This window comes from Gracilimonas sp. BCB1, assembly GCF_040117685.2.
GTDB lineage: Bacteria > Bacteroidota > Rhodothermia > Balneolales > Balneolaceae > Gracilimonas.
In genome coordinates this window covers 295,574-321,179 of record NZ_JBEDYP020000012.1, presented here as the reverse complement: position 1 = coordinate 321,179, position 25,606 = coordinate 295,574, and the positions used below count along the sequence as shown (strand labels likewise).

Annotated in this window: 21 protein-coding genes; 10 read left to right on the top strand and 11 right to left on the bottom strand. The window is 43.1% G+C overall.

Annotated elements, in window-relative coordinates; genetic code table 11:
- Positions 1-729 carry a hypothetical protein gene (locus ABFW99_RS07940; RefSeq protein ID WP_349354979.1) on the top strand — a complete coding sequence of 243 codons (729 nt, stop codon included), beginning with the start codon at positions 1-3 and terminating at the stop codon, positions 727-729.
- Here the strand turns inward: ABFW99_RS07940 and ABFW99_RS07935 are convergent.
- Positions 712-1,500, bottom strand: a complete 789-nt coding sequence (locus ABFW99_RS07935; protein WP_349354978.1) for a glycosyltransferase family 92 protein — start codon at positions 1,498-1,500, stop codon at positions 712-714. The two genes, ABFW99_RS07940 and ABFW99_RS07935, sit on opposite strands and share 18 nt — an antisense overlap.
- A gap of 4 nt (positions 1,501-1,504) precedes the next feature.
- Here ABFW99_RS07935 and ABFW99_RS07930 point away from each other — a divergent pair, with 4 nt between their 5' ends.
- On the top strand, positions 1,505-2,371 hold the full coding sequence (locus ABFW99_RS07930; protein ID WP_349354977.1) for a glycosyltransferase domain-containing protein: 867 nt from the start codon (positions 1,505-1,507) through the stop codon (positions 2,369-2,371).
- Positions 2,272-3,858 (top strand): capsule assembly Wzi family protein, encoded by a 1,587-nt coding sequence (locus tag ABFW99_RS07925; protein ID WP_349354976.1) that lies wholly within the window; start codon positions 2,272-2,274, stop codon positions 3,856-3,858. The genes ABFW99_RS07930 and ABFW99_RS07925 overlap by 100 nt, the downstream gene beginning before the upstream one ends.
- Positions 3,859-3,870: 12 nt before the next feature.
- Here the strand turns inward: ABFW99_RS07925 and metK are convergent, their stop codons facing one another.
- Both metK and ruvB read right to left on the bottom strand, forming a co-directional pair.
- Positions 3,871-4,995 (bottom strand): methionine adenosyltransferase, encoded by a 1,125-nt coding sequence (gene metK / locus ABFW99_RS07920; RefSeq protein WP_349354975.1) that lies wholly within the window; start codon positions 4,993-4,995, stop codon positions 3,871-3,873.
- 114 nt (positions 4,996-5,109) lie between these two features.
- On the bottom strand, positions 5,110-6,126 hold the full coding sequence (gene ruvB / locus ABFW99_RS07915) for a Holliday junction branch migration DNA helicase RuvB (RefSeq protein ID WP_349354974.1): 1,017 nt from the start codon (positions 6,124-6,126) through the stop codon (positions 5,110-5,112).
- A gap of 92 nt (positions 6,127-6,218) precedes the next feature.
- On the opposite strand from ruvB, the gene ppk1 reads away from it, so the two are divergent.
- Positions 6,219-8,465, top strand: coding sequence for a polyphosphate kinase 1 (gene ppk1, locus ABFW99_RS07910; protein WP_349354973.1), 2,247 nt, complete (start codon positions 6,219-6,221; stop codon positions 8,463-8,465).
- Positions 8,466-8,477: 12 nt separating this feature from the next.
- Here ppk1 and ABFW99_RS07905 read toward each other — a convergent pair whose 3' ends face one another.
- Positions 8,478-9,287, bottom strand: coding sequence for a tetratricopeptide repeat protein (locus ABFW99_RS07905; RefSeq protein WP_349354972.1), 810 nt, complete (start codon positions 9,285-9,287; stop codon positions 8,478-8,480).
- A gap of 89 nt (positions 9,288-9,376) precedes the next feature.
- A complete protein-coding gene (locus ABFW99_RS07900; RefSeq protein WP_349354971.1) occupies positions 9,377-9,922 on the bottom strand; it encodes an RNA polymerase sigma factor in 546 nt (181 codons plus the stop codon).
- A gap of 97 nt (positions 9,923-10,019) precedes the next feature.
- Here ABFW99_RS07900 and ABFW99_RS07895 point away from each other — a divergent pair, with 97 nt between their 5' ends.
- Together ABFW99_RS07895 and ABFW99_RS07890 are read left to right on the top strand one after the other, a co-directional pair.
- Positions 10,020-10,763: a segregation and condensation protein A gene (locus tag ABFW99_RS07895; protein WP_349354970.1), complete on the top strand. Its 744-nt coding sequence runs from the start codon at positions 10,020-10,022 to the stop codon at positions 10,761-10,763.
- Positions 10,764-10,777: 14 nt separating this feature from the next.
- The gene (locus ABFW99_RS07890; RefSeq protein WP_349354969.1) at positions 10,778-12,409 is read left to right on the top strand and encodes a M28 family peptidase; all 1,632 of its coding nucleotides are present in this window, start codon (positions 10,778-10,780) and stop codon (positions 12,407-12,409) included.
- Between the two features lie 153 nt (positions 12,410-12,562).
- On the opposite strand, the gene ABFW99_RS07885 is transcribed toward ABFW99_RS07890, so the two are convergent.
- The 3 genes from ABFW99_RS07885 to ABFW99_RS07875 all read right to left on the bottom strand — a co-directional run bounded on the left by ABFW99_RS07885 (position 12,563) and on the right by ABFW99_RS07875 (position 17,296).
- Positions 12,563-15,487: a CHAT domain-containing protein gene (locus ABFW99_RS07885; protein ID WP_349354968.1), complete on the bottom strand. Its 2,925-nt coding sequence runs from the start codon at positions 15,485-15,487 to the stop codon at positions 12,563-12,565.
- Positions 15,488-15,737: 250 nt separating this feature from the next.
- Positions 15,738-16,691, bottom strand: a complete 954-nt coding sequence (gene ftsY, locus ABFW99_RS07880) for a signal recognition particle-docking protein FtsY (protein ID WP_349354967.1) — start codon at positions 16,689-16,691, stop codon at positions 15,738-15,740.
- Between the two features lie 11 nt (positions 16,692-16,702).
- The gene (locus ABFW99_RS07875; RefSeq protein ID WP_349354966.1) at positions 16,703-17,296 is read right to left on the bottom strand and encodes a CDP-alcohol phosphatidyltransferase family protein; all 594 of its coding nucleotides are present in this window, start codon (positions 17,294-17,296) and stop codon (positions 16,703-16,705) included.
- 63 nt (positions 17,297-17,359) lie between these two features.
- Between ABFW99_RS07875 and ABFW99_RS07870 the strand changes: the two genes are divergently transcribed.
- On the top strand, positions 17,360-17,926 hold the full coding sequence (locus ABFW99_RS07870) for an NUDIX hydrolase (RefSeq protein WP_349354965.1): 567 nt from the start codon (positions 17,360-17,362) through the stop codon (positions 17,924-17,926).
- A gap of 19 nt (positions 17,927-17,945) precedes the next feature.
- Here ABFW99_RS07870 and ABFW99_RS07865 read toward each other — a convergent pair whose 3' ends face one another.
- A complete protein-coding gene (locus tag ABFW99_RS07865; RefSeq protein ID WP_349354964.1) occupies positions 17,946-18,233 on the bottom strand; it encodes a hypothetical protein in 288 nt (95 codons plus the stop codon).
- On the bottom strand, positions 18,226-18,639 hold the full coding sequence (locus tag ABFW99_RS07860) for a helix-turn-helix domain-containing protein (protein WP_349354963.1): 414 nt from the start codon (positions 18,637-18,639) through the stop codon (positions 18,226-18,228). The genes ABFW99_RS07865 and ABFW99_RS07860 overlap by 8 nt, the downstream gene beginning before the upstream one ends.
- A gap of 277 nt (positions 18,640-18,916) precedes the next feature.
- Between ABFW99_RS07860 and ABFW99_RS07855 the strand changes: the two genes are divergently transcribed.
- From ABFW99_RS07855 to ABFW99_RS07845, 3 genes are all read left to right on the top strand, one after another.
- Entirely contained in the window at positions 18,917-22,654 is a 3,738-nt protein-coding gene (locus ABFW99_RS07855; protein ID WP_349354962.1) for a BamA/TamA family outer membrane protein, read from the top strand.
- An 85-nt stretch (positions 22,655-22,739) separates the two neighbouring features.
- Complete coding sequence (locus ABFW99_RS07850) at positions 22,740-24,707, top strand: tetratricopeptide repeat protein (protein ID WP_349354961.1); 1,968 nt, start codon at positions 22,740-22,742, stop codon at positions 24,705-24,707.
- 45 nt (positions 24,708-24,752) lie between these two features.
- Positions 24,753-25,352: a Pycsar system effector family protein gene (locus ABFW99_RS07845; RefSeq protein WP_349354960.1), complete on the top strand. Its 600-nt coding sequence runs from the start codon at positions 24,753-24,755 to the stop codon at positions 25,350-25,352.
- On the opposite strand, the gene ABFW99_RS07840 is transcribed toward ABFW99_RS07845, so the two are convergent.
- Entirely contained in the window at positions 25,349-25,555 is a 207-nt protein-coding gene (locus tag ABFW99_RS07840) for a hypothetical protein (protein ID WP_349354959.1), read from the bottom strand. The two genes, ABFW99_RS07845 and ABFW99_RS07840, sit on opposite strands and share 4 nt — an antisense overlap.
- Positions 25,556-25,606 lie beyond the last annotated feature (51 nt).

The following is a 25,606-nucleotide window of genomic DNA, read 5'->3' as shown; positions in this document are numbered from 1 at the left end:
ATGATCTCTAAAGAAAATATCGCGATCATCATATTTAATCACGAATTGAATGAAAAGGCAATTCAGCTCAAACAAAGATTTATTGGCAACGTAGATGTTTTCTTATTCGACAGCGGTTCCCAGATAAGTAATCTTGAACGACAGTACTTTGATAAAGCATTTGAAAACATTTACTACAATGGCCTTCTTAATGCCACTAATGAATTTCTAAAAAAACAAGGGTATGAAATAGGTGTGATCATCACCTCTGATGTGGAAATTTCGAACATAGGAATTTTCCTGGATAAAATTCGTAGAGCATTTGAGAAAGAAGAAATCGGTGTTTATGCCCCTTCTGCTGAATATTCCTTCCACCACCATATGATTTACAATAAATCAAATAGTGTACAGCAGGTATCTTTTACCGAAGGATTTTGTTTCGCCTTCCGATCTAATATTCTCAACGAAATGTGTCCCGTTGATATTAAATTGAATAAATTTGGATACGGAACAGACGTAATATTAGGATATCACGCTCTAGATCAGGGCTTTATTAGCGCTGTAGATCACTCGTATTACGTTAACCATCCCTACGGTAGTGGATACGATAAACAAGCAGCGATTAAAGCTAAACATAATTGGTTGGCCTCACTCCCAAAACCACAGCAGTGGTTCTATAAGATTGCTACAAAATCAATCTTCAAGAATACTTTTGGAGTGTTTGTTCTAAACCTAATTTTCCGAAAGTAGTGGTAAGTGCCGAAGTATCGAACGATCTCGAACTTTATTAGTTCGGTCTGAAATTGCTTTGAAATCATCTTCACTCACATTACGTCCCCGGCTTATGTTTTGTCGGTTAAAATATTCCTCTTTAGATTTGGTATAATAGTGATTGATACGGAGTTCGTTAATAGAATTTGGGGTAATGGTTTTCCCTCCTGAGAACCACTTAAAAGACCATCTATGTGAAGAAGTATTAAATTTATTATCACTTAGAAAATCAGTATTAGCCATATCTTTATAATTTGATGGGGTTTCCTCTCGTCGTGTGTAATTCTTAAGTACCCCCCCATGAGGTGTCTCAGCATGGCCATTATCTCCAAAATCCATTCGGGGTACTCTCACCTTTCGAATGGCATCTTTACGTAGCCGATATAACCAAGACTTTATAGTGTATTCTTCATTAGCCATGAACAAAAACTCATCAAGATCAATCTTTAACAACCATTCTGTATCTTTCCGATAGTTCTTAGCAGCGTGATTGTAAGCCATATGATTTTTATTTTTCTGCAAAAAATTAGTGGGCCCCTCATATTTTGAGCTTATATTAGTCCAGTCGTGAACTGTAACAATCCCACTTTTTTTGTAAGGTTCGATTATACGCCACGACTCATCAGAGCCACATTGATTGAATAGATAGAAATGATCTACACCCACTTTGATATGGTAGTCCAACCATTCTTTTAAGTAAGGATTTTCATTTTTAAAATTCGAAACAAACGACAGGAAATACTTCTTCAATTATATGAAATTTGTTACCGTTGCGACTCATTCCACACCTGACTTTGAGATATTCAGAAAGTCAGCTGAACACCATAAGGTATCATTTGATATCCTTGGTTGGGGGAAAGAATATACCAGTCATAAGTGTAAGTCGATATGGTTAATTGAGTACTTAATCAATTTACCAAATGATGAGATCGTATTTTACACTGATGGATATGATGCATTAATACTTACTTCAGAAGAAGAAATTCTAAGAAACTTCAATCGTCTTAACCATTCCGTTATCTATTCAGCCGAACAAAACATTAATTTTGACGGCCCATTCATAAAGAAAGTGGCGACATACCTTAGAGTAAAAAAAGGAAAAAAACCTTATCAATTTTTAAATGCGGGACAATGGATTGGAAGAGCTGGAGCAGTTCTAAATATTATCAAAGAAACGCTTAGCTCTGATGAGTTTGATAGTGATAATAATAACGACCAAAGTTTATTGATTGAGTACATGAGCCATTATCCGGATGCTATCAAGCTTGATTATGATAACTTAATTTTCTCTTGCACTGCAGGAAGAACTGGACTTGAGAAACTCGACTATTCTATTAAAAATGATCGTATCTTCAACAATATTACTGAAACAACTCCTTGCTCTATTCACTTTGCAGCGAAAAATTTTGAGGGTGCAAACTGGGTAGTTTCACAGGTATCGTTCCTGCATGATGTTGTTTTTACTTCACAAACGCCTCAATATTCTTGGTATAAATTTAAGAACCGACTCATAGACCTCACATGTCAAGACAATTTCCTGTTTCATTTAGTAGTTCACTTTTTACTTGTTATCGTAATACTCCTGTTAGCTGGTTATTTATTTCTATTTTTATTGTATTAACTCTCGGTGGGCATGTAAAAGGCCAATTCATTGTTTACGATCAGCAAGATATCATCTCCGGCCGTTCATTAGATTGTATGGAGGATTACCTGAATGTATTTCCTTCTATTCGTTGCAAAGGTGAAGTTAAGGGTGGCTTCAATCCACTTCCCGTTTACATTAATTCAGTATATAACTCACGTTATGCAAAGTCTATCAATGATGGACCTGCTTGGCAAGGTCGGGGACTAAATTCAACCATTGGGTTTGGATTTTCTGGAAAACTGGGGCAATTAACTTATGTAATCAACCCTATGGTTCAATATGCCCAAAACAAAGACTTTTACATTGGTAAAGACCTTACAAACAGCCCTGACTATCAATATCCGTTTTTTGGTAATCATATTGACTATGTAATACGATATGGTAATGAGCCGTATTTAAAATTTTTTCCGGGACAAAGTGAAATCAGTTTGGATCTAAACCTGGTAGAAGTTGCCATATCAACACAGAATATGATTTGGGGACCAGGTATATATAACCCGCTTATTTTGAGCATGAATGCCCCTGGCATACCGCACTTAAAAGTGGGTACTTCAAAACCAATAGAAACAACATTAGGTGAATTAACTGCAAATATTTACTGGGGATTACTGGAAGAGTCAGGCTACTTCAATAATGACCCAGCAGATGATAGAAGATACTTCTCTGCAATAAACATAGGGTATCGACCAAGTTTTTGGAAAGAAATAACAATTGGTATACACCGAACTTTCTATACGCAAACCCAGTATGCTCAAGACTTCTTTTATGACGGATTTATTACTTTTTCACAATTCTTTAGTGAGAGTAACGACAGACTGGTCAATGGTAAATTGACCAATGACTATTATGATCAAAATATTTCCGTGACTTTCGATTGGAAAGATGATAATTCCGATTTTAATGTTTATGCGGAATGGTTAAGAGGAGATTTTGCAGGTGGTTTTGTCGCTTTACTTGAACAATATGAGAGGTATACAAACTACATGTATGGTTTTTCAAATAATTTTCCACTTAGAAACGACAGATATATCAGGTTAATATTTGAACACGTATCTCTGGCTGTATGGAAAGGAGATAGTTTTGGCAGTCCTTCTAAATTATATGCACATACACTTAACCGACAGGGTTATACAAACAAAGGTCAAATAATTGGAGCTTTTGTCGGCCCTGGTGCTCAGGCAGACATGCTTAATATAGCTTATGTTTGGGGTGATCATGTACTAACTTTTGAATACCAGCGAGCCCGATATAATGATGACTACTTCTACACAACATTCAAGAATATTAACGGACCTACCCCTCAGGATATAGAGCACCAACTAGGATTACGTTACCAAAGTGAGTTCAAAAAGTTGGACTTCAATTTAGGGGCATTCATAGCAGTTCGTGACAATTACCTGTTTCAGGATGAGACAGTGTGGATTAATTATCACACGAATATAACATTGCGATACAACTTATAAATTAGCCGCCAATCACCCCAACTCATCCACAAAATCCAGCTTTTCCCACGGAAACTCTTCTCTTCCGAAGTGTCCGTAAGCGGCCGTTTTTCTGTAGATAGGTGATTTTAAGTTGAACCGCTTGATGATGCCTTGTGGGGTGCAGTCAAAGGTTTTGGCTACTTTGTCGGCCAGTTCCACATCGCTCATTTTTCCCGTGCCGTAGGTGTGCACGTTTATAGATACCGGCTCGACTACTCCAATGGCATAGGCCAGCTGAACCAGGCATTCATCGGCCAGACCAGCTGCAACAATATTCTTGGCAATGTGTCGGGAAGCATAAGCCGCACTTCGATCTACTTTGGATGGATCTTTCCCAGAGAATGCACCACCGCCGTGAGCTCCTCGTCCGCCGTAAGTGTCTACTATAATTTTGCGCCCGGTGAGTCCGGTGTCTCCATGGGGGCCGCCAATCACAAATTTGCCGGTTGGGTTTACATGATAAATCGTATTCTCATCTACTAATTCACCCGGAATTACATTTCCAATCAGGTGTTTTTTTATATCGGCCTGAATCTGAGCCTGCTCTACCCCGGCATCATGCTGGGTTGAAAGTACAATCGTATGAATGCGGGAAGGCTTTCCATCGTTACCATACTCGATGGTAACCTGGCTTTTACTGTCCGGACCCAAATAATTCATCTTATCCGTTTGTTTGCGGATTTTGGCCAGCTCTTTCAGTAAGCTGTGCGAATACTGAAGTGGCATAGGCATAAACTCAGGGGTTTCCTTGGTCGCATACCCAAACATCATGCCCTGATCACCGGCTCCATCCCGATCTACCCCCTGGGCGATATCTTCACTCTGATTATGAATGGTTGACAGCACGCCACAGCTTTCAGAATCAAACCTATAGGAAGCTTTGGTATACCCAATTTCACGGATTACATCCCGAACTATTTCCTGTACATCAATATACGAATCGGTTGTAACTTCACCGGAAACCACCGCTAAACCGGTGGTAACAAGGGTTTCAACGGCAACACGGGATTCGGGGTCATCAGCGAGGAGGGCGTCTAATATAGCGTCTGAAATTTGATCGGCTACTTTATCCGGATGTCCTTCGGATACCGACTCAGAGGTAAAAAGGTTTTTCATGCGTAAACTAAATTCTTTGAAATAATAAGGTGCTTTCGGTTAGGAAATTGTGATTTGGTGATAATCTCCGCTTCACAAAGGCTGCAAAGTTAATAAGATTTGATGATAAAAAAGCTATGAATTAAACAAATCACGATCGGTCTTAGAAGGATCAATATCCAAATACTGATACGCTTTCTTCGTGCCAATCCGGCCCTTGGGGGTTCGCTGCAAGAAACCTTCTTTAATCAGAAAAGGTTCGTACACCTCTTCAATAGTTCCTTTGTCTTCTCCAACGGCTACACCTAAGGTACTTAACCCAACAGGGCCTCCGTCGTAATTTTCGATGATGGCTTTTAGTATTCGGATATCCATTTCATCAAGCCCGTTGTTATCTACATCCAGGGCGTTTAGGGCTTTGTCAGCAATCTTATCGTCGATGGTATCCAGATTTTCTACCTGGGCGAAGTCACGGGTTCGTCGAAGTAATTTATTCACGATTCGAGGGGTGCCGCGGCTTCTTCGTGCAATTTCATGAGCGCCGGCTTCGGTTATTCCCATCCCCATGATATCTGATGTACGGAGTGCAATTCGCTGCAGTAGCTCAACATCATAATAATCCAGTCGCATATCGATGCCGAAACGGGCGCGGAGTGGCGCCGTCAGCAGTCCTTTACGGGTTGTTGCCCCAACCAGCGTAAAGTGGTTCAACTCAATCTGAATACTGCGTGCGTTAGGCCCGGAATCAATCACAATATCCAGCTTGTAATCTTCCATAGCTGAATACAAATATTCTTCGATCACCGGATTCAGCCGGTGGATTTCATCAATAAAAAGTACATCTCCTTCATCCAGGTTCGTGAGCATACCTGCCAGATCTCCCGGCTTTTCCAGTACTGGTCCTGTGGTTGGGCGAATTTTGACGCCCATCTCATTCGCGATAATATAGGAAAGTGTGGTTTTACCCAGTCCCGGTGGACCGGATAGAATAACGTGATCCAGCGCATCACCCCGCTGCTTGGCGGCCTTTATAAATACGGACAAGTTAGAAATGGCCTTTTGCTGGCCTATAAATTCCTGAAGCGAACCCGGACGTACCGTCTGTTCAAAAGCTTCTTCTTTTTCTTCAGGATTTAATAGTGGATTATTCACGTTATAGAGGTAGTCTAATTGTTAACGCTAAGTTTACAGAATTATACTTAGTTTTATAGCGAATTGCGCATGCTAATTAATGAATGCCCTTTATGAAAAAGATGTCCTTATCACCTGATGAAGTTAATTTTGACCCATCAGTTACAGAAAAATCGAAGATTGCCAAGAAAAGAGCCAATCCCAAAAAGAATGAAATCCTTAAGCAAAAGGGCATGCATAAGGATTTGCGCTCCAGTAATCTGAAGATTTTTGGAAGCGAGTACTTTTTCAATTACGAATTGAGCTGGCTTAAATTTAATGAGCGCGTACTTGCAGAAGCCCGGAATGAGAAGAATAAAATTCTGGAGCGGGTGAAATTTCTATCCATCGTTTGCTCCAACCTGGATGAGTTTTTCCAGAAAAGGGTAGGTGGACTCAAACGTCAGCTGCTGGCAGGCGTGAAAGAATTAACTGTGGATGGAATGACTCCATCCGATCAGCTCAAATCAGTACGGAATGAGGTTCAGAGTATGATTGAAGCTTACCGGAGTTGTTTTTTTGAAGACCTTATTCCAAAACTTTCTAAAAAAGGCATTCAAATAAAATCCTATTCCGAGCTTACCGATTACCAAAAAAGCGTCAGCGACCGATATTTCCAGAAGCAGGTATATCCTATTATCACCCCGCTTGCGGTTGACGAATCTCACCCTTTCCCTTTTATCTCAAACAAAAGCCTTTCCTTTGCCATCGAGCTGGTCAACCCCAGAACTAAAGAAAAGTCTTTTGCCCGACTTAAGATTCCTGCCAACCGAAACCGCTACGTGCAGGTCCACAGAAAAGGAAACAAAGTAATTCTTGTTCCTATCGAGGATATTATCCGCGAGAAAATGGATCATTTTTTTCCGGGAATGAAGGTCCTTTCTGCTCATATGTTTCGGGTAACCCGGAATGCCTCAGTCGATCGTAATGAGGAAGAAGCCGAAGATCTGCTTGAAACCATTGAAGGTGAACTGAGAGAACGAAAATTCGCCGAAATTGTGCGGCTAGAAATTGACGCCGAGATGCCCAAGCATCTTAAGAAATACCTTATCAAAAACCTGAATATCAACTGGCAGGATGTGTATGAAATGAAGGGGACAATCGGGCTGGCTGATTCGATGGAAATAGCTAAGCTAAGCGGTTTTAACCGGCTCAAAGAGCGGGTGTGGACTCCGGTTTTACATCCTTCCCTTAAGCATAATCCGGAAGAAGAGATTCCCAGTATTTTTGAGGTCATCAAGAAAGGGGACTTTATGGTACATCATCCCTACCACAGTTTTGAACTTTCAACGCAACGGTTTGTTGAAGAAGCAGCGCGGGATCCCAAAGTACTTGCCATAAAGCAGACTTTGTACCGCACATCAAAAGACTCTCCATTGATGCACTCTCTGATGAATGCAGCCGAGGACGGGAAACAGGTGGCTGTGTTGGTCGAAATTAAAGCCCGCTTTGATGAAGAACGAAACATCAACTGGGCTCAAAAGCTGGAGAATTTTGGTGTGCATGTAGGTTACGGCATTCCCGGGTTAAAAATTCATACCAAACTCACCATGGTGGTTCGTGAAGAAAGTGACGGCCTCAAAACCTATTGCCACATTGGCACCGGAAACTACCACCCCGACACCGCTCAACTCTATGAAGATCTGGCTCTGTTTACATGTAATGAAGAGCTCTGCTCAGACGTAACCGATATTTTCAATCTGCTTACAGGTTATGCACCCGAACAAACTTTTGAGAAGTTACTGGTTGCACCAAACCATATGCGCAAGCAGATGAATGAGCTGATCGAGAAAGAGGTTCAGGAAGCCACGAAAGGAAATCCAGCCCGTATTATTGCTAAAATGAACAGCCTGGAAGACCCGCTCATTATTCAAAAATTATACGATGCTTCTGCTGCCGGCGTAAAGATTGATTTAATTGTGAGAGGGGTGTGTCGGCTTATTCCCGGTAAGAAGGGAATGAGTGAGAACATAACTGTTCACTCCATTATAGGGCGCTACCTGGAACATTCCCGCATCTATTATTTCCATCACGCAGGAGAACATAAATACTTTATCGGATCAGCCGACTGGATGCACCGCAACCTGGATGCCCGTGTTGAAGCCATCACTCCCATTGAGAAAGTTGAGCTTAAGAAATACCTGCAGTTTGTCATCAATATTTATTTTAATGACAACAAGCAGCGCTGGCTATTAATGGAAGACGGATCCTACCAACGTGCTAAAAAAGAGAAAGGCAACTCAAAGCTGAGTGCCCATGACTTCCTGATGAACCACATGAAAGAAGGAGCAGAACCTATACCTCAGGTGCACAGTGAGTAATTGCAGAAGCTTTTACTCGAGCTGCTGTGCATCAAAACCTTCATAATCCGTACTTCCAAGATCATCATTAAGCTTTTTCAGTAACCGGAAAGCCGGCTGACGAAATATGCCATCCAGTTGATAGGCTTCAAATACCGCTTTTTGAGCTTCTTCAAGCTCTCCCACATTAACAAGGGCATTCCCTAAATACCAATATGCTTTTTCCGAAATCATGCGGCTGTCTTCAACTCGTTCGGCGGCTTCACGAAATGCTGATATGGCCTCTTCATAATTGGATTCGTTATAAAGAATGATCCCCTTATTGAGAAATGCTTTTGAACCATAGGGCTCTTCATCGAATCGGTTTATGACTTCATCAAACAGCTCAAGAGCACGATCTTTATTTCCGGAGACGATGGCCTCAAACCCGAGATTCAGTAGTGAATCTGCGGTCGTAATTCTCATATCCTTTGCTGCCCGAACGCCATCTGAGGTTTCCACCTGATCTGGGCCTATCCGGTTAACAACAAACTGATCAATTTCAGTAGGGGTTTCTATTCTAAATATTTGCACCAAAGCAATAATCACAAATACGGCTGCGGCCGCTACATGCCAGGTATAAGAAGGTAGTTTCCTGATGGTTGCCGAACCTGTTTCCGGTTTTGAGGTCAATGCTTCACGCTCAATCAGTTCTTTTACGTTTACTTCAACTTCAAGAACATCCAGCAGTTCCGGGTTTTTCGCGAACTCATTCCACAGAGCCTGAATCTCTTCCTCCGAAAGTTGCCCTTTTATGTAGGCATCTATCTGCTGTCTAATTTCTGTTTCTCTCGAATTTTCCATACTAAAGCTTTTCTATTACTTCAGAATGTATTCTATAAATACATTCTGATCTCACATAGTTAGAGCGATGAAAAAGCAATTCCTTACAGTTAAAGTTTAATTTTTTTTTCGAAGCATTCTTTGAGCACATTTATAACCCGGTGTTTCTTGGTCCAGGCATTACTTACAGAGATATTAAAATGATCAGCAACCACCGAAGTTTCGTAGTCGGGATTCTGAAACCAATATTCAATGTATTTTTTGTAATCAACCTTTAACGCCTCCATACAGCGACTCAGAATGTTCATTTTCTCATTATCAAGCAATCGGTTAAGCTGATCGGCCTTGTCTGAATGGTGCTCGGGAAGGTCCTCATAATTAACCTCACGGTCTTTGGAAAGCTGCTTAAAATACTCGTGTTTGGCCGTGGTAAACAGGTAGTTTATTACCGCATCCGGGTTCGAAATCTTGTCTTCCCTGATTTTTTCTATAGCTATCAGGAGCGTATTTTGTGCGCAGTCCTGGGCATCGTGAACTGAAGCATCCAAACGTACCATTAAAAATTTGATCAGCACGGGAGTGATTACATTCACCTGCCCGGTGACTTCAGCCTCATCATTCTCCAGTACGGCATCCACAAATTTCGAGTAATCCATACCCCTATTTTTGCCTAAATTAAGTGTATGCTAAAATAACATTCACCAACCAAAAGAAAATAAAGAAATTTAGTTTCTAACAGTGTAGTTTTAAGATATGTATCGCGTACAGCTAAACAACTTTGAAGGCCCGCTCGACCTGCTCCTTTTCTTTATCAAAAAGGACGAGCTCGATATCTACAATATCCCTATCTCCTACATCACCAAGCAATTTCTGGATTATATACATATGCTGGAAGAACTGGACCTGGATGTTGCCAGCGAGTTTATTTTGATGGCCAGCATGCTGATGTCGATAAAGGCCAAAATGATGCTCCCGCGGGAAGACTCTGATGATGAAGAGCTGGATGAATCTGACCCACGGTATGAATTGGTGCAACGACTGTTGGAATACAAACGATACAAGGAAATGTCAGAGAAAATGGCTGATATGGACGAGGAAGTTCGTAAACAATTTATGCGCGGTTACCCTGAAGCCGACGATGTAGAGCAACAAGCCACAGGAGAAGCCCTGCAGGACGTAACCATGTTTGACCTGATCGCCGCCTTCAAAAAGGTGCTGCAGGATATTGAACGCAAAAACATTGTTCACCATGTAGAGAAAGTAAGCACCACCGTTGAAGAACAGGCCGAATTTGTGCTGAACCGCTTACAAGATCACGGCCGCCAAACATTCATGGAAGTCTGTTCAACACTGAAGAACAAGATTTATGTGGTTGTAACTTTCCTGGCTGTCCTGGAGATGATTAAGGAGCAACAAATCAATTTGTTTCTCGAAGAAGACCCTACAAAATTTTATATCGACCTAAAGCCGGTAGATGAAATCATCGGCGCTAACTAAACCTGACTATCTTAATGACTAATAAAGCACTACTCGTTTTACTCGCCCTTTCCCTTTCTGCATGCAGTATTTTCAAGAAAGGCCCAGACACCCCTCCACCAACTATCTATTCTTTCTCTGAAGAAATCACTAAAGACCGCCTGTACAGCGACCTTGCTGTTTTGGCTCACGATTCACTTCAGGGAAGAGAAACCGGTACAATAAGTGAAGAAAAAGCCGCACGATACCTCGCCAAACGATATGCGGAAATTGGGCTGAAAGCTGTCGGTGATGATAACTCATACTTCCAGCATTACGAACTTATTCAGCCTGCAGCAGAGCAAGTTACCTACCTTCTTGCCAATGGTGATAAAGTGGTTGATAACTCCACACACAGTTCCGAAAAAATCGGCAACTTTGTAACCCTTTTTGGCGGAAGTGATTCCGTTAGTGGCCCTGTCGTTTTTGCCGGCGCCGGTATGTATAATGAAGCTGAGGGTATCAATCACTTTCCCGAAGATGTATCCGGGAAATGGCTGTTTATTATGTACGACCGCTCCAGCACTAACATGCCTTATCTGCAACAAGCGCTAACCTCGGGTGGTGCTGTTGGTACCATCCTGATTGTTGGAACAGATACTACTGATTTCATTCAGGAGGCAGAAACCCGACAGAATTATTTTGGTCGCGGACAAGGAATGAGCCTCAAGTATTTACAGGAAGATGATGGCAGCACTGCACCGGCATTCAACCGTGTTCACCCTCAACTGGGAGCTCAAATGCTGGGACTTGAAAACCTCGAAGCCTTAGCCGAAACACAAAGTAAAATCCTCGAAGATCCTGCTTCCTTCCAAGCCAGAGCACTGGAAGGTCAAACCCTGCATCACAATCCCGTTGTGGATGAGAATACGGTTCATACCAAAAACGTGGTTGCTCTACTGGAAGGCAGCGACCCGGAACTGAAGGATGAAGTTGTTGTATTAAGTGCTCACTATGATCACGTTGGTGTTGGCCAGCCCGACTCAACCGGCGATAACATTTACAATGGTGCCGATGATGATGGAAGCGGAACCGTAGCTACCCTGCATACCGCACAAGCTATGGCTGAAGCTAAAGCCGCCGGTGTTGGCCCAAAAAGAAGTGTTTTATTCCTGAGCGTATCCGGTGAGGAAAAAGGACTGCTAGGTTCCCGGTATTATTCTGACCACCCCATTTACTCCATCGATAACACTGTGGCAAACATCAATATTGATATGATTGGGCGGGTAGATCCCGAACACCAAAATGGCGACAGTAGCTATGTGTATATCATTGGCGGAAAAATTATTTCCTCACAGATGGACAGTCTGACTCAAATGGCGAATGTAATGGGACCAAACCTTACGCTGAGTGATCGATACAACGACCTGGAAGATCCTAACCAGTTTTACCGAAGAAGTGACCACTGGAACTTCGGGCGACTCGGAGTGCCTTTTGTGTTCTTTTTTAACGGAACACACGAAGATTACCACCGCCCTCAGGATCACATAGAAAAAATAACCTTTGAGCCTTACCTGAAGAGAACACACTTGGTGTATAACCTTACAGCGCTTTTAGCAAATTCCCCTGAACGTCCTCAAGTTGACAATCAAGAGTTTGTTGAGAAAACACAGGTTGACCCCAGGTAGAACAAAGAACATCCAAGGCTAAGCTTCGATCTCTTCTGCTCCGAGGCAGAGCGATCGGAGCAAGGCAAGAGAACTTCTAACCTGAGCCCTAATTGTTCAGAGTTAGATACCGGGTTTTAAAAAACGCTCCGCACACTCTGTGTTGGAGCGTTTTTATTTTCCAATCAGAATAAATGGAGCCCAGTACACCGGGTGATTATAATAGGGGTGATCGATCATGGCCAGCTTAGCATCACGGATGGCTTTGGTTTTATAGTCAACCATTGGGTGCTCATACATCCCAAACCAATCCAGTGTTCGGCTCCACGTTCCGTAATCCTCTTTCTGATGTGCCAACATGCTGCGGTAAAAGTCTGACATAAAAACGGAGGTGCTTCGATCAAATACTGACCATAAGCTTACCATGACAGATGAGGCGCCTGCAGAAAGAAAAGAACGCTGTAAGCCCAAAAGCCCTTCACCTGTAACCAGCTTCCCCATTCCGGTATTGCAGGCACTTAAAGTTACCAGGTCGGCATTCAGTTTCAGGCTGGAAATTTCACGGCTGTTCAGATGGCCGTCTTCCCCAAATAAAGACTCCACTTCCGTTTTTTTGGAAAGTATGAGTCCGCTTCGAAAAGGATTCGCCTCATCCACATTGGCATGAGTGGCAAAATGAAGAAAGCGATAACTTCCCAGGTTATGGGATTTCAGCGTAGCTTCGGTGACATCATCGTTCTTTAGAATTTTGACCTTGCTGAAATTCACTGAAATTGAATCAACTTCGAGCAAAGTAGAAGGCAGTGAGGCAAAAGAAGCCTGCGAACGGGCTGGGTAAGCAGCGCTTTCTTCACTTTCAAAACCGGAGCCGGCCAAAGCCAATAAGTCATATTCCGTATCCCGGTGAGGTGACTGTATAAAAGAATAAATAGATGCTGAAGGCAAATATTTCACATAAAAATCCTCAACCAAAAAGCGGGAATTCCTGTTTAGAGCTTCAAAAGGCAAGAAGCTCAAAGGTCCATCCGGAATAACCACCAGATTAGAAATCATGGTGCCCCCCTTTTCTTCAAATGAAGGGATCAAAAAATCATACAGGTTAGATCCTTGTTCAAAAATAACCGCCTTTTCCTTTTCACCCGTTATGGATTCGCGGAACTCCCTGACCGCCTCGGTGAAAAATGTTCTGGCACCCACCGAATGCACCGAGTCTGTATAAGTGGCTGAAATATTATCATGCGTGGTCACAATTCTGATCATCCCTGAACTTGTAAAGGCATATTCTATAACGGCTGTTTCCTCATTCAACCACTCTTGTAGCTGGTTTAGAGTAACCGGCTCGGGATAATCAAAATTCTTTAACTCGCTGCTGTTTGTGTGAAGTTCATTGAGGAACGACTGGTATTCAAATTCAAGATCCTTGAGCTCTCTCCTGATGGATGCTGCTTCCTGTTTAGTATCAGCCTGTTCAAGTTGGGTATACAGCCGATCAATTTGCTTTGCTTTCTGTTGTTTTTTGATCAGTGTAGCTTCGTCTAACGATTCATACACTTTCTCGCGGGCTTCCGCTAACTCATCCATCAATACCCGTGCCTTGGCAGCCTCAACCAGCTCAAAGGCTTTCACCGGGTTATTTTTTTGAATGATATACCAGGATGCCACCTCATTATAAAATCCTGCATAATCCCTGAAAAAACCTGACTTGAAAGTAAGCCCGGCTACATTGGTGCGAATGGAATCAATAAGAGTGAATGATTCATTTGCTAAAACAAAGGCACTGTCTGACCCGACCCTACTGTAGGCTCTTGCAAGGTTCATAGCCGGCTTTATTTTTGAAACGATTCCCTCATCAGAATAAAAGTTATAAACCCAGCGGTATTCTTTCAGGCTCTCGTCGAGCTTGCCCTCTGCACGATAGATTTCGCCAAGTACATTATGTACCTGATATGCCAAAGGCATGTGACTTTCGTTAAAGGTGTTTTTTGCCTCTGCTATATATTTTTTAGCACTTTCGAACTCCTTCTGCTCTAATTTAAGCTCAGCAATATCAAGGTACAGGCCTGCCAGTTCTTGAGGAGCATCGGCTTTTTTCACCCATGTTAATGCTTCATTGTAAAAATTTTCGGCGTTGACAAAATCATCGTTTTGAACAGCTACTTCAGCAAGCCGCTTCAGGGTATTGGCGATAGAAACCGGGCGCTCAGTTTGATAGTTGGTCTCAAGTGCTTCATTGTAATAAGACAAGGCATTGTCGTAATCACCTGAATGCTCATACAACCTCCCGATATTAATAAGTGTCTGTGTAATATCGTATGGGTTTTCCAGCATACGGGATAGCTCAAGAGATTTGCCATAATAAATAATAGCACTATCCCGCTGACCCATGTCGTTAAAACTGACAGCCATATTGTGGTAAGCAATATCCATCAGGTTTGGATCCCCGTACTCCTCCCTTAAAGCCATGCTTTGTCTTATATATGGATTCGCTTGTTTATACAATCCTAAATTTCTGAGTGTTAGAAACATGCCATTGAGCACAAAAGACAGGCGGTAATCTTCTCCTATAGATTCGTAAATCTCCTTGGCTTTTTTCTGATATGAAAAAGCTCGCTCATAATCTCCGGAATACAAGTAGGGGTATGAAATATTATTATTTAGCGTAGCGATTAAAACGGAGTCTCCGGTAGCTCCTGCAAATTGTATACTTTGTTGATAATGCCTGGTTGACTTTTCGTATTGCTCTAACTCCCGGTACACCCTACCCAGATTTTTATGTATATCCGCTTTTAATGGGGCATCAGCATTCCGGGGCTGATTTTCACTTATAAAAAGAAATAATTCTTCTCCTTCCCTTACCTCTCCCTGATTCAATAAAGCATCTCCCTGTCGCAGAATCGCGCCAGCCCATTCCACTGAATCTCCCGCTGCACGGTAAATCTCTGCTGCTGCTTTAAACGCTTCAGCCGACTGCGCGTATTCAGCCTGCCTGTATAAATCATGAGCCACACTATACAGTGAATCAGCACTCGCACTTTGTGCCTGCAAACCCGGAATAAAGCCTGCTACAGTGAGTAAAACAGTCAAAGATAATCTCTTCATGTAACCTCTGTCATTGCAATTAATGGCAATATATTGTTTTTTTTCGATGAACAAGAACCAACCAAAGAGAATGAAAGATACGTTGAGCAAAAATAGTTTGTACAAAGCCCTGGATGATGATAAACCTGGCGAAAGCAACGACGGTAACCCCGACGACGGGGGCAAGTCTGGAGGCGGTTAGAAAAACCAAACCAATCGCTGTTATATTATTAAATATAAATTTACCCAGTACACTTTCGTGCTGGGTTTTTTATTCCCCAAAAAGAGCATTTACAAAGTCAGCCCGGTCAAATACCTGAAGATCCTCAATTTTCTCACCCAGCCCGATATATTTTACAGGAACGCTCAGCTCATGCGACACACCAATTACAATGCCTCCTTTAGCCGTTCCATCTAATTTAGTGAGAGCCAGCCCTGTGATATCTACCGTTTCGGTGAACGCTTTTGCCTGCTGCATGGCATTCTGTCCGGTGGAAGCATCCAGAACTAAAATCACTTCATGAGGAGCTCCTTCCACCACCTTACCCATTACCCGCTTAATTTTGGCGAGCTCTTCCATCAGTGCTTTTTTGTTATGAAGCCGGCCGGCAGTGTCGATCAAAGCCACATCACTACCGCGAGCTTTAGCAGCTGCAACCGTGTCGTAAGCAACGGAAGCCGGGTCTGCATTTTGGCCCTGTTGGATGATGGGAACATCCGCTCGTTCACTCCATATTTTTAGCTGATTAACCGCCGCCGCACGGAAGGTATCTGCAGCTCCTAAAATCACTTTCTTTCCTGCTTTTTTGTATAGATGAGCCAGCTTTCCGATGGTGGTCGTTTTCCCGACTCCATTCACCCCAACCACTAAAATAACGTGCGGGTTGATCGGGAAGTCAGCTTCAAACTCTGCGGGTTTATCAGGGGCATTGTCTTCCAGTAGGTTTACAATCTCTTCCCGTAGCATAACCTGCAGCTCATCCTGTGTTACGTACTTATCTTTGGCAACCCGGGCTTCAATCTTCTTAATAATCTCGATGGTAGTATTGACCCCTACGTCTGAAGTAATCAGAATTTCTTCCAGGTCATCCAGAATGGCATCGTCAACTTTATCCTTCCCTACAAAAGCCTTCCCAATTTTATTGAGCAGGCCATCGCGGCTTTTTTCAACACCTTCGTCAAGCTTTTCTTTTTTCTTAAGTCCTAATTTTTCAAGAAATCCCATATAAATATTAGCTAATTAAATTCTGCTCCGCTCATTATCAGGCGGTAGCGATTAAAATAATCGATCCAGGAAATAGTCATTATTGTAAGGGAACACGCCATCAAGAACATATGAACACCTCCGGCATCCGGAAAGAAAAACACAGCGATCCAGTATAAAGCCAATACATTCACTGAAATTTTTCCGGACATGATGGCCATAGCCACCTTATCGTATTTCTTTTTGATATAGTACGAACCCAGCATGATCATACTGTCCCGGATAACGGCAAATACCAAAAACCAAAGAGGTATCCATCCTATCCATACGGTGTACACGAAAAGAACGAGAGCACACAGCTTGTCGGCAACAGGATCGATCATCTTGCCAAGCTCTGAGATAGTGTTGGTTTTTCGGGCAATAAAACCATCCAGGTAATCGGAAATCACTCCATATACAATTAATACCATAATAGCGGCATTCACCTGAAAATCATTCAGGTAATGCAAATAAACCACCGGAAAGGCCATCAAAATACGGCTGAATGAAATGGTATTAGACCAGGTAAATACCCGCCCTGTAACTTCCACTTTCTTTCCGTCTATATTTTTGGTTGTATTAGCCAAACCTTGATTTTAATTGCGATATTGCCTCTCCAAATTTACAGTCCTTAAGTCTCTAAAACCACCATGAACGAGCACAAATTACTGGTAGAGAAAACCCTGACATCGAAAGAAGTTTTTAACGGAAAGTTGCTGCACGTTTTCTATGATGAAGTCCGGCTGCCTGATGGCTCAACTTCTACCCGGGAATGGATAAAACATCCCGGAGCCTGTGCCGTGGTTCCTGTTTTTGAAAACGGAGACCTGATGATGATCCGGCAGTTTCGATATCCCATGAGGCAAATTTTCTGGGAAGTGCCCGCCGGTAAAATTGATGCCGGAGAGCAGCAAGACGCTACCGCTATGCGGGAACTTGAGGAAGAGGCCGGAGTCTCAACAGCCGATTTTGCCTATGTTGGGCATTTTTATCCGGGTATCGGTTACTCGGATGAAGTGATTCATATATATCTGGCCTGGAACTTAGAGTCCGTTCCCCAAAAAGTGGATGACGACGAGTTTGTTACCCGGGAACGTATTCCCTTCAAAAAAGCGGTAGACATGGTTCACTCCGGGGAAATCAACGATGGCAAATCAGTGATCTGCTTGTTGCGGGCCTGGGAGTGGTGGCAGAAGAATGGTGTTTATAGCCTATAATCTACCCCTTACTCAAGGCCTAATTAATGATACCTTCCTCTTTAGCGAGTTCGTACATGCTTTCGTGCAGGTTTTCATTATCCAGCTCTCCCCGCATGCATAACTCGGTAACTTCCACTCCATTAAGCATCAGCACACATCCCATATCGGATAGTACCTGATCAAATTTCCGGGGGTCGGTCTTGCTTAGTTTGTCCACATCTATTCCATCGGGACTGATGTTCTTGTTCACTAAAATATAGAATTGATCATCGGGTCCTTCTCCAAATGAAAATTCTTCTAATCCGGTGTCTTTCAGTTTAAGCATGTCGTTCTAAAAAATCTCTGGCTTTAATAATTTCGGTTATTTCGTCTGACTCTTTATCCACCACCCGAACCTGGAATAAGCTGATAATAGCCTGTTCCTTCAGTGTGGATATTACATCATCAATAGTTTCGCATTCTTCGGTCTCACTTACAAGATCGTTAATACCTTGTACAATGTACCGGTACTGCTTGTCACTTTTCTTTTTTGAATTTTGTGGTGAGGGCTCCTGAGGTTCATTAAAATACTCGCGGATGGCTTCTTCCGTAACATACCAACTTACCCCGAGCTTTCGCCCGCGAATCCTTCCTTCCCGAAGGTAGGTACGTAAAGTCATTTTCGAAATTCCGAGCTGTTCATGCAGGTCATCGACCGAATACAGCGTTAAATCTCCTACTGTTTTGGGCATTACGCTAAATAATTATCAAATTTTGATTACTCTTTATCACTCTTAAACTACAAATAATTTATTATTAGTTGCTATTAGTTATATAAAAGAAATTAGATTTGGTCGAGGCACCGATTCCGCCGTATATTGGGAGCAGTTATTCAAAAAACAAGCCCGACAGCATAAAATCTGTACGGGATTTTTTATGCCTTTCTGTTACTAACCTTTCTCTTCAATCCGGCATTAACCCTTTTCATTCCCTGTTTTTTGTTATCAGGCGGTTCCCTACTTTATTCTGATGATCAATAAATATTATGCCCTCTTATTTCTTTTTATACTCTCCTCCTGCTCTGCCAGCCAAACATATATAAATACAGAAGACGGCGACCCTTTTTCTATTTCTCCTCCCAACAAAGAAGGCTTAGTCTATCGGATATTCCTGGTCGGTGATGCCGGATCTCCCTCTTTAGATGTTCAGGAGCCAACCCTGAAGCTCCTTCAGCAACAACTGGAGCTAGCCGGCGAAAGAAGTGCCGCTGTTTTTTTAGGTGATAACATCTATTTGAACGGGCTACCTGATTCCACTCACCCCCGAAGAGCTTTTTATGAGCAGCGGTTACTGGAGCAGCTCAAAACAGTTAAAAACTTTGAAGGACGTATTGTCTTTGTGCCAGGCAATCATGACTGGGATGATGGAGGCCCGGATGGACTTGAGGCCGTAAAAAGGCAAGAGCGTTTTGTGGAATCGTACCTGAACCGTGGTAATACTTTCCTGCCCGACAATGGTTTTCCCGGGCCGGTGTCTGTGAAACTTCTGGACGACAATGATGATCCAAGATTGCGTGAAGACATTCGCCTTATCGTTTTAGATACACAGTGGTGGCTTCACAAACACGACAAACCGTATGGCGACACCGGAGAGTATGAGCTTTTTGATGCCGGAGATATTCTCATTGAATTGGATGACATCCTTAAAAAGCAACGAAATGATTATTTGCTGATCGCAGCCCACCACCCGTTAAAAACGAACGGGAATCATGGCGGGTACCTGCCCCCGTCAACCCACCTAAAACCCCCGGTATTTGGGAGCGTGTATGCGCTGTACCGCAGAGTTTTTGGTAAACCACAGGATGTTCATCATCACCAATATGCGAAAATGGTGGATGCATTGGAGAACTTATTTCATACCTATGAACTGGAAGATTTGATCTATGCTTCCGGTCATGCCCACAGTCTTCAATATCACAGGCAGGAAGGTACCCGCATTAACCATCATTACCTTATAAGTGGCTCCGGAACTAAAGAAAATTACGTAGCATCGGGACGAGGTGCTGAATTTATCCACTCCGGCAACGGGTTTATGAGTGTTCAGTATTTTGGGGATGGCTCAGTCTGGCTGGAAGCCTGGACACCGGAAGGAGACGGATCGACCGGAAAAATACGGTATCGCAATCAGCTTAAGCCTCCTTTTGAGGAGGCCTTCCCGGATCAGGCTTTAGCTGAGGATGCCCCGGATATTGATTTCACTGACAGCACAAAAGTAGTTGCTGCGAACCCTGATTATGACGGAAAGAACGGCCTGTTCGAGTTTTTTATTGGAGCACATAACCGAAAATACTGGTCGATTGAACATGAATTCCCGGTGTTTGATATCACCGAAGTGGAAGGCGGTTTAACGCCTGTACGAACCGGAGGAAAAGGGCAATCAACCACCATTCACCTGGAACGCGAAGACGGCCGGGATTTTGTGCTTCGGTCGGTAGACAAGGAAGCCGGGCGAATCTGGGATGAGGAGCTCAAGAAAACCATTGCCCGTGATTTAGCCCAGGATCAGTTCTCCATCATCAATCCCTATGCCGCTCTCATAATACCAACTCTGGCAGATGCTATCGGTACTTTTCATACTAATCCACAAATCTATTACGTGCCGGATGATCCCAAATTGGGAGTTTATGCCGATGAAATTAGCGGGCAGCTTGCTCTGTTCGAAGAACGCCCAAATGGCGACATGAGTGATGTTGCCAGCGTTGGATTTACTGAAGAAGTGCTCAGCAGCACAGAACTGCTTCGCGAACTGGATAATGACATCGACCATCGGGTTGACCAGCATACTTTTGCCAAAAACCGACTCTTCGATATGCTGCTGGCCGACTGGGACCGGCATGAAGACCAATGGCGATGGGCGTCTTTTGAACCGGAAGACAAAAAGGGCAAAATCTACAAACCCATTCCCCGCGACCGGGATATTGCACTCATGAATATGACCGGCGTTATCCCTTCATTAGCAAAAGTCCTGGGACCTTTTTCGCAGTACCAAAACTTTTCTGAAGACTATGGATATCTCAAAGGGTTAAATAACAACTCGCTGGCTATGACGCGCCGGTTCACAAACCAACTAACCAAACAGGAATGGCTGGACATTGCGGAAGAGATCAAAAACTTGCTTACAGATGAAGTAATTGAGGAAGCTGTCCGAAATTATCCGGCACCGGTTTTTGAAAAGTTTGGAAATGAAACCATTCGGACGTTTAAAATCCGCAGAGACAAAATTGTTGATGTTGCGAACGACTACTATCAATTAATCTCCGGTGTGGTTTCGATACAAGGAAGTAACAAAAGGGAGTTATTTGAGGTGCAGGTACTAAGCGCCAACGAAATATTGGTTAAAGTGTATAAGCTATCGGGCAAAGGTGAGGTTCGGGAGCAATATTATGAGCGGGTTTTTTCCCGAAATGAAACTCATGAACTCCGCCTGTATGGAATGGGCGATGACGATATTTTTCGGTTGAGCGGAGAGGCCAAAAATAGCACAAAAATAAGAGTGGTTGGCGGTTCAGGTGACGATATGTACACAGACTCAACAGTAAGGAAAGGCTTAACCCGGAACGTTGAAATTTACGATACTAAAAGAGGCAACCCGGTAACAGAAGGACCTAATACCGATGTAAATTTCTACGACAAAGCCGAAAACATTCATTACAATTACAGCAAAGATTTCCGCTGGAACACCGTCCGCGCCAGGCTTTTCTTTGAATACAATGATGATGACGGTTTATTTTTTGGCGGCGGGCCCAACATAATTCAGAATGGCTTCAGGAAACATCCGGCATCTGTCCACTTTCCACGGGCTAATTACGCTCCACTTACAGGGGCCGCGAACTTTCGCTATAACGGAGCCTGGTATGACGTTGCCCAAAAATGGGATGTGAAACTGGTAAGCGAGTTTTTGTTTCCCAAGAGTTATAAAAACTTCTTTGGTTTCGGAAATGAAACCACCCTCCAAGACCGCTCTTTAAATTATTACAGGGCCCGCTTGTATCAGTATACCATCGAGCCGGGTATCAGTCTCCAAAAAAACATCCTTGAATTCTATGCAGGATTTAATCTTCGCGGTACCAATGTGGAGAGAGACCCAAACAATATAGTCACCGATCCGGCATTGGGTATTCCGCGTGGTGATTTTGATGAGCAATGGTTTACCGGATTAGTCACATCCCTTCGGTTTATGGATGTAGACAACGGACTGAACCCAAAACAGGGATATCGCTTAATTCTGGATGGAGAAATGAATGTGGGGGTATTAAACACTAATGATACGTTCAGCCGCCTTCAATCTGAACTGGAACTATACTTCTCACCACAGCTCAACCCGCAAATTACCCTGGCCAACAGGACAGGAACTGCTCATAATTTCGGCAACTTTCCCTTTTACGAAGCCAATACCCTGGGAGGCACCACTAACCTGAGAGGATATAACGGACGTCGTTTTTCGGGCCGGACAAGCTTTTTTAATAATACCGAACTTCGCCTGGAACTCTTTGATTTCTATAATTACCTCCTGGGCGGAAAGGTTGGCCTCAGTAGTTTTTTTGATGTTGGGCGTGTTTGGTATGAGGGAGAAAGTTCCGACCTGTGGCATACCGGGTATGGGGGAGGCATTTGGTTTAACGTATTTGAATCTTTTTTAATCAATACGAGTATTGGTGTCTCGGAAGAAGGGACCTTGTTTTCGGTAAAAGCCGGATTTTTATTCTGATGCTTATATACTTTCAGGCTTTATTATTGGTTATATTTGTTACGGTCAAGTCTTTCTAAATCACTAAGCCCCATTGCCATAAAAAATGGCCCAAACTAACAACATACGACTGCTAGCCGCCATCATGTTTGCCGATATTGTCGGTTATTCAAAAATGATGCAGGATAATGAGGAGAAGGCAAAAGCACTGAGAGATCGGCAGCGTTTCGTTATAGAGAAATATTTACTTAAATATCACGGGCAGGTAATGCAGTATTATGGGGATGGCACGCTCATCATGTTTGGCAGTGCACTGGATGCAGTTACCTGCGCCAAGGAAATACAGGCCGAGCTCAGAAATGAGCCGGTGGTTCCCCTACGCATAGGTATTCACATCGGGGATGTTGTTTATGACGATGAAGGCATTTATGGAGATGCCGTTAATGTAGCCGCACGTGTTCAGGCACTGGGCATTACCGGGTCTGTTATGATATCGGGCAAGGTATTTGATGAAATTAAAAATCATCCCGGCATTCGTGTTGAGGCTTTCGGGGAACATGAACTCAAGAATATTTACATCCCGATGAGCATCTACGCCCTGGCCGATCGCGGGCTCGAAGTTCCCAAACAAAGCTATATCGAAGAACTTACGGGAAGCTCACAGAAAAGCATCGCCGTTTTACCCTTTTCTAACTTCAGTCCTGATGCCGATAACGACTATTTCAGTGATGGCATTACCGAGGAAATTATCAACACACTCACAAAAGTAAAAGACCTCCGTGTTGCCTCACGCACCTCCGTTTTTGCTTATAAAAGCCTGACAAAGGATATCCGCGACATTGGTAAGGAATTGAACGTAACCACTATACTGGAAGGCAGTGTTCGCAAGGCCGGTGATCGTATCCGGGTTACCGCTCAGCTTATTAATGCGGATGACGGGTTCCATATCTGGTCGGAAAACTTTGACGGCGAAATGAAGGATATTTTTTCGGTGCAGGACGAAATTGCCCTTAAGATCGTGGCCCGGCTGGAAGATAGCTTTACCGAGCTGGAAAGAGGGCGCCTTTATGAATCTTCCACTCAAAATATTGATGCCTATAACTATTATTTACAAGGCCTTTTTTATTGGAACAAACGATCCCCTGAGGCAGTCAAAAAAGCCATTACCTTTTTCGAAAAGGCCATTAATGAATGCAACACATATACTAACGCCTACTCCTATCTTGCAAATTGTTATACCTACCTCGGCACAATAGGCCATATGCCGGGAGAAAAAGCTTTTACCAAAGCTGAGAAGAATGCCATTAAGGCTATTGAAATAAATAATTCCCGTGCCGACTCTTACATTGCACTCGGCTTTGTGAACCTGTTTTTCAAGTGGGATTTTTATATGGCCGAGTCTAATTTCCGAAAAGCTATTACTATGGAGCCGGACAGCAGTGAAGCCCGGCAAGCCCTTTCTTTTTTTAATCGTATCATTGGCCGGTTTGATAGAATGCTTCGACAGGCTGAAGCTGCTGCTAAAATCGATCCACTTTCACTACCGGCTCTACTCGAACTCGGTCGCTCTCACTGGGTAGTTGGAAATTATGAAAAAGCTCTGAATCACTTTAATGAAGCCCTCGATTTAGACCCGCTCTTCCGTGCCGCCCTGGAAGGAAAGGCGTTGGTTTATATGAGTCAAAAAAAATATGACAAAGCCTTACGGGCCGCCAAAAAATATATCGACCTGATCGACTCTAAGTATAAAGGAGGGTCTCAGCTCGCGTGTATATATGCACTGATGGGCGACAAAAAAAGGACGGAAGAAAGTATCGAATTGATCAAGAAACGGGAAAAAGCTCAACCCCACCAAAACCTCACGCTTGATTATGCCATGGTGTATGCAGCTCTTGGGGATAAAGACCGGGCATTCAAATACCTGAATAAGGGTTACAAACAAAGGCTGGGCTCTCTTCTGCTTTTACAAACACTGCCAATTATCCGGGATCTTAAAGGAGATTCACGCTTTGAAGAGCTGGTAAATAAAATCGGGCTGCCTAAAGAATCAAAAGTAAGCCTCAACACTCATTAATTCATTGCCTTTTCGTATCTTATCGATTCACAATTCGGGAAAACTATGTCAGACACGCAACCGGAAAACCCTCAACAAGAAGCAGAAAAGAAAGATCTCGGCTCACGTAAACGAGGTGTTTCGGATATGTTTCGGACTTCATACCGCACGCACATTGAGCTAAGTGCCATTGCTGATAACAAGTCAAATATCATGATCAGCATCAACGGTATTATTATTTCCATCATCATTGCCTCCATTTCCCCGAAAATTGACTCGAATCCCTGGCTGCTTATACCTACTTCTATTTTATTGGTAACCTGCATGATTGCCCTGGTTTATTCCGTTTTGGCAGCCCGCCCCAGGGTGAGTAAGGAAGATGTGTCGCTGGAAGATGTACGTTCTAACCGCTCCAACATCCTCTTCTTCGGAAACTTCAATAAGCTGAACCGTGAAGATTATGTAACCGGAATGGAGGAGCTGATGACCGACAGTGAACGCCTTTACGATACTATGGCGCGTGATTTATACGGGTTGGGCTCTGTGCTTTCTGAGAAATACCGGCTAATCAGAATTGCCTACAATGTTTTTATGGTGGGACTGGTACTATCGGTAAGCAGTTTTATTTTGGTATATCTGCTTATTTCAGGTGGGGCAGGCTTTTAATCTTCTTCGCCGTCAATGTTTTTATAAGCCTGGGTAATTCGCTGGTTCATCAGGCGACGATAGTTTTTAAACTCATATTCACTAACGGTAAATTCCGAGCGGTATTCCCCGTCAAAACACTCAACTTTTAATTTATTGGGTTTGTCCGTTTCTGTGATGGAAACCTGTACGTTGCCCAGCCTGTATGAATCTCTTTCTTTCATAGATCAGTTTTTTCAGAAAGGTAAAAAAATCTGCTTTCAGCTGTTGAACTT

Coding starts and splice junctions, on each gene's coding strand:
- ABFW99_RS07940 (WP_349354979.1), top strand. CDS start 1: ATGATCTCTAAAGAAAATATCGCGATCATCATATTTAATCACGAATTG.
- ABFW99_RS07930 (WP_349354977.1), top strand. CDS start 1,505: ATGAAATTTGTTACCGTTGCGACTCATTCCACACCTGACTTTGAGATA.
- ABFW99_RS07925 (WP_349354976.1), top strand. CDS start 2,272: ATGTCAAGACAATTTCCTGTTTCATTTAGTAGTTCACTTTTTACTTGT.
- metK (WP_349354975.1), bottom strand. CDS start 4,995: ATGAAAAACCTTTTTACCTCTGAGTCGGTATCCGAAGGACATCCGGAT.
- ppk1 (WP_349354973.1), top strand. CDS start 6,219: ATGAAAAAGATGTCCTTATCACCTGATGAAGTTAATTTTGACCCATCA.
- ABFW99_RS07905 (WP_349354972.1), bottom strand. CDS start 9,287: ATGGAAAATTCGAGAGAAACAGAAATTAGACAGCAGATAGATGCCTAC.
- ABFW99_RS07900 (WP_349354971.1), bottom strand. CDS start 9,922: ATGGATTACTCGAAATTTGTGGATGCCGTACTGGAGAATGATGAGGCT.
- ABFW99_RS07895 (WP_349354970.1), top strand. CDS start 10,020: ATGTATCGCGTACAGCTAAACAACTTTGAAGGCCCGCTCGACCTGCTC.
- ABFW99_RS07890 (WP_349354969.1), top strand. CDS start 10,778: ATGACTAATAAAGCACTACTCGTTTTACTCGCCCTTTCCCTTTCTGCA.
- ABFW99_RS07885 (WP_349354968.1), bottom strand. CDS start 15,487: ATGAAGAGATTATCTTTGACTGTTTTACTCACTGTAGCAGGCTTTATT.
- ftsY (WP_349354967.1), bottom strand. CDS start 16,691: ATGGGATTTCTTGAAAAATTAGGACTTAAGAAAAAAGAAAAGCTTGAC.
- ABFW99_RS07870 (WP_349354965.1), top strand. CDS start 17,360: ATGAACGAGCACAAATTACTGGTAGAGAAAACCCTGACATCGAAAGAA.
- ABFW99_RS07865 (WP_349354964.1), bottom strand. CDS start 18,233: ATGCTTAAACTGAAAGACACCGGATTAGAAGAATTTTCATTTGGAGAA.
- ABFW99_RS07860 (WP_349354963.1), bottom strand. CDS start 18,639: ATGCCCAAAACAGTAGGAGATTTAACGCTGTATTCGGTCGATGACCTG.
- ABFW99_RS07855 (WP_349354962.1), top strand. CDS start 18,917: ATGATCAATAAATATTATGCCCTCTTATTTCTTTTTATACTCTCCTCC.
- ABFW99_RS07850 (WP_349354961.1), top strand. CDS start 22,740: ATGGCCCAAACTAACAACATACGACTGCTAGCCGCCATCATGTTTGCC.
- ABFW99_RS07845 (WP_349354960.1), top strand. CDS start 24,753: ATGTCAGACACGCAACCGGAAAACCCTCAACAAGAAGCAGAAAAGAAA.
- ABFW99_RS07840 (WP_349354959.1), bottom strand. CDS start 25,555: ATGAAAGAAAGAGATTCATACAGGCTGGGCAACGTACAGGTTTCCATC.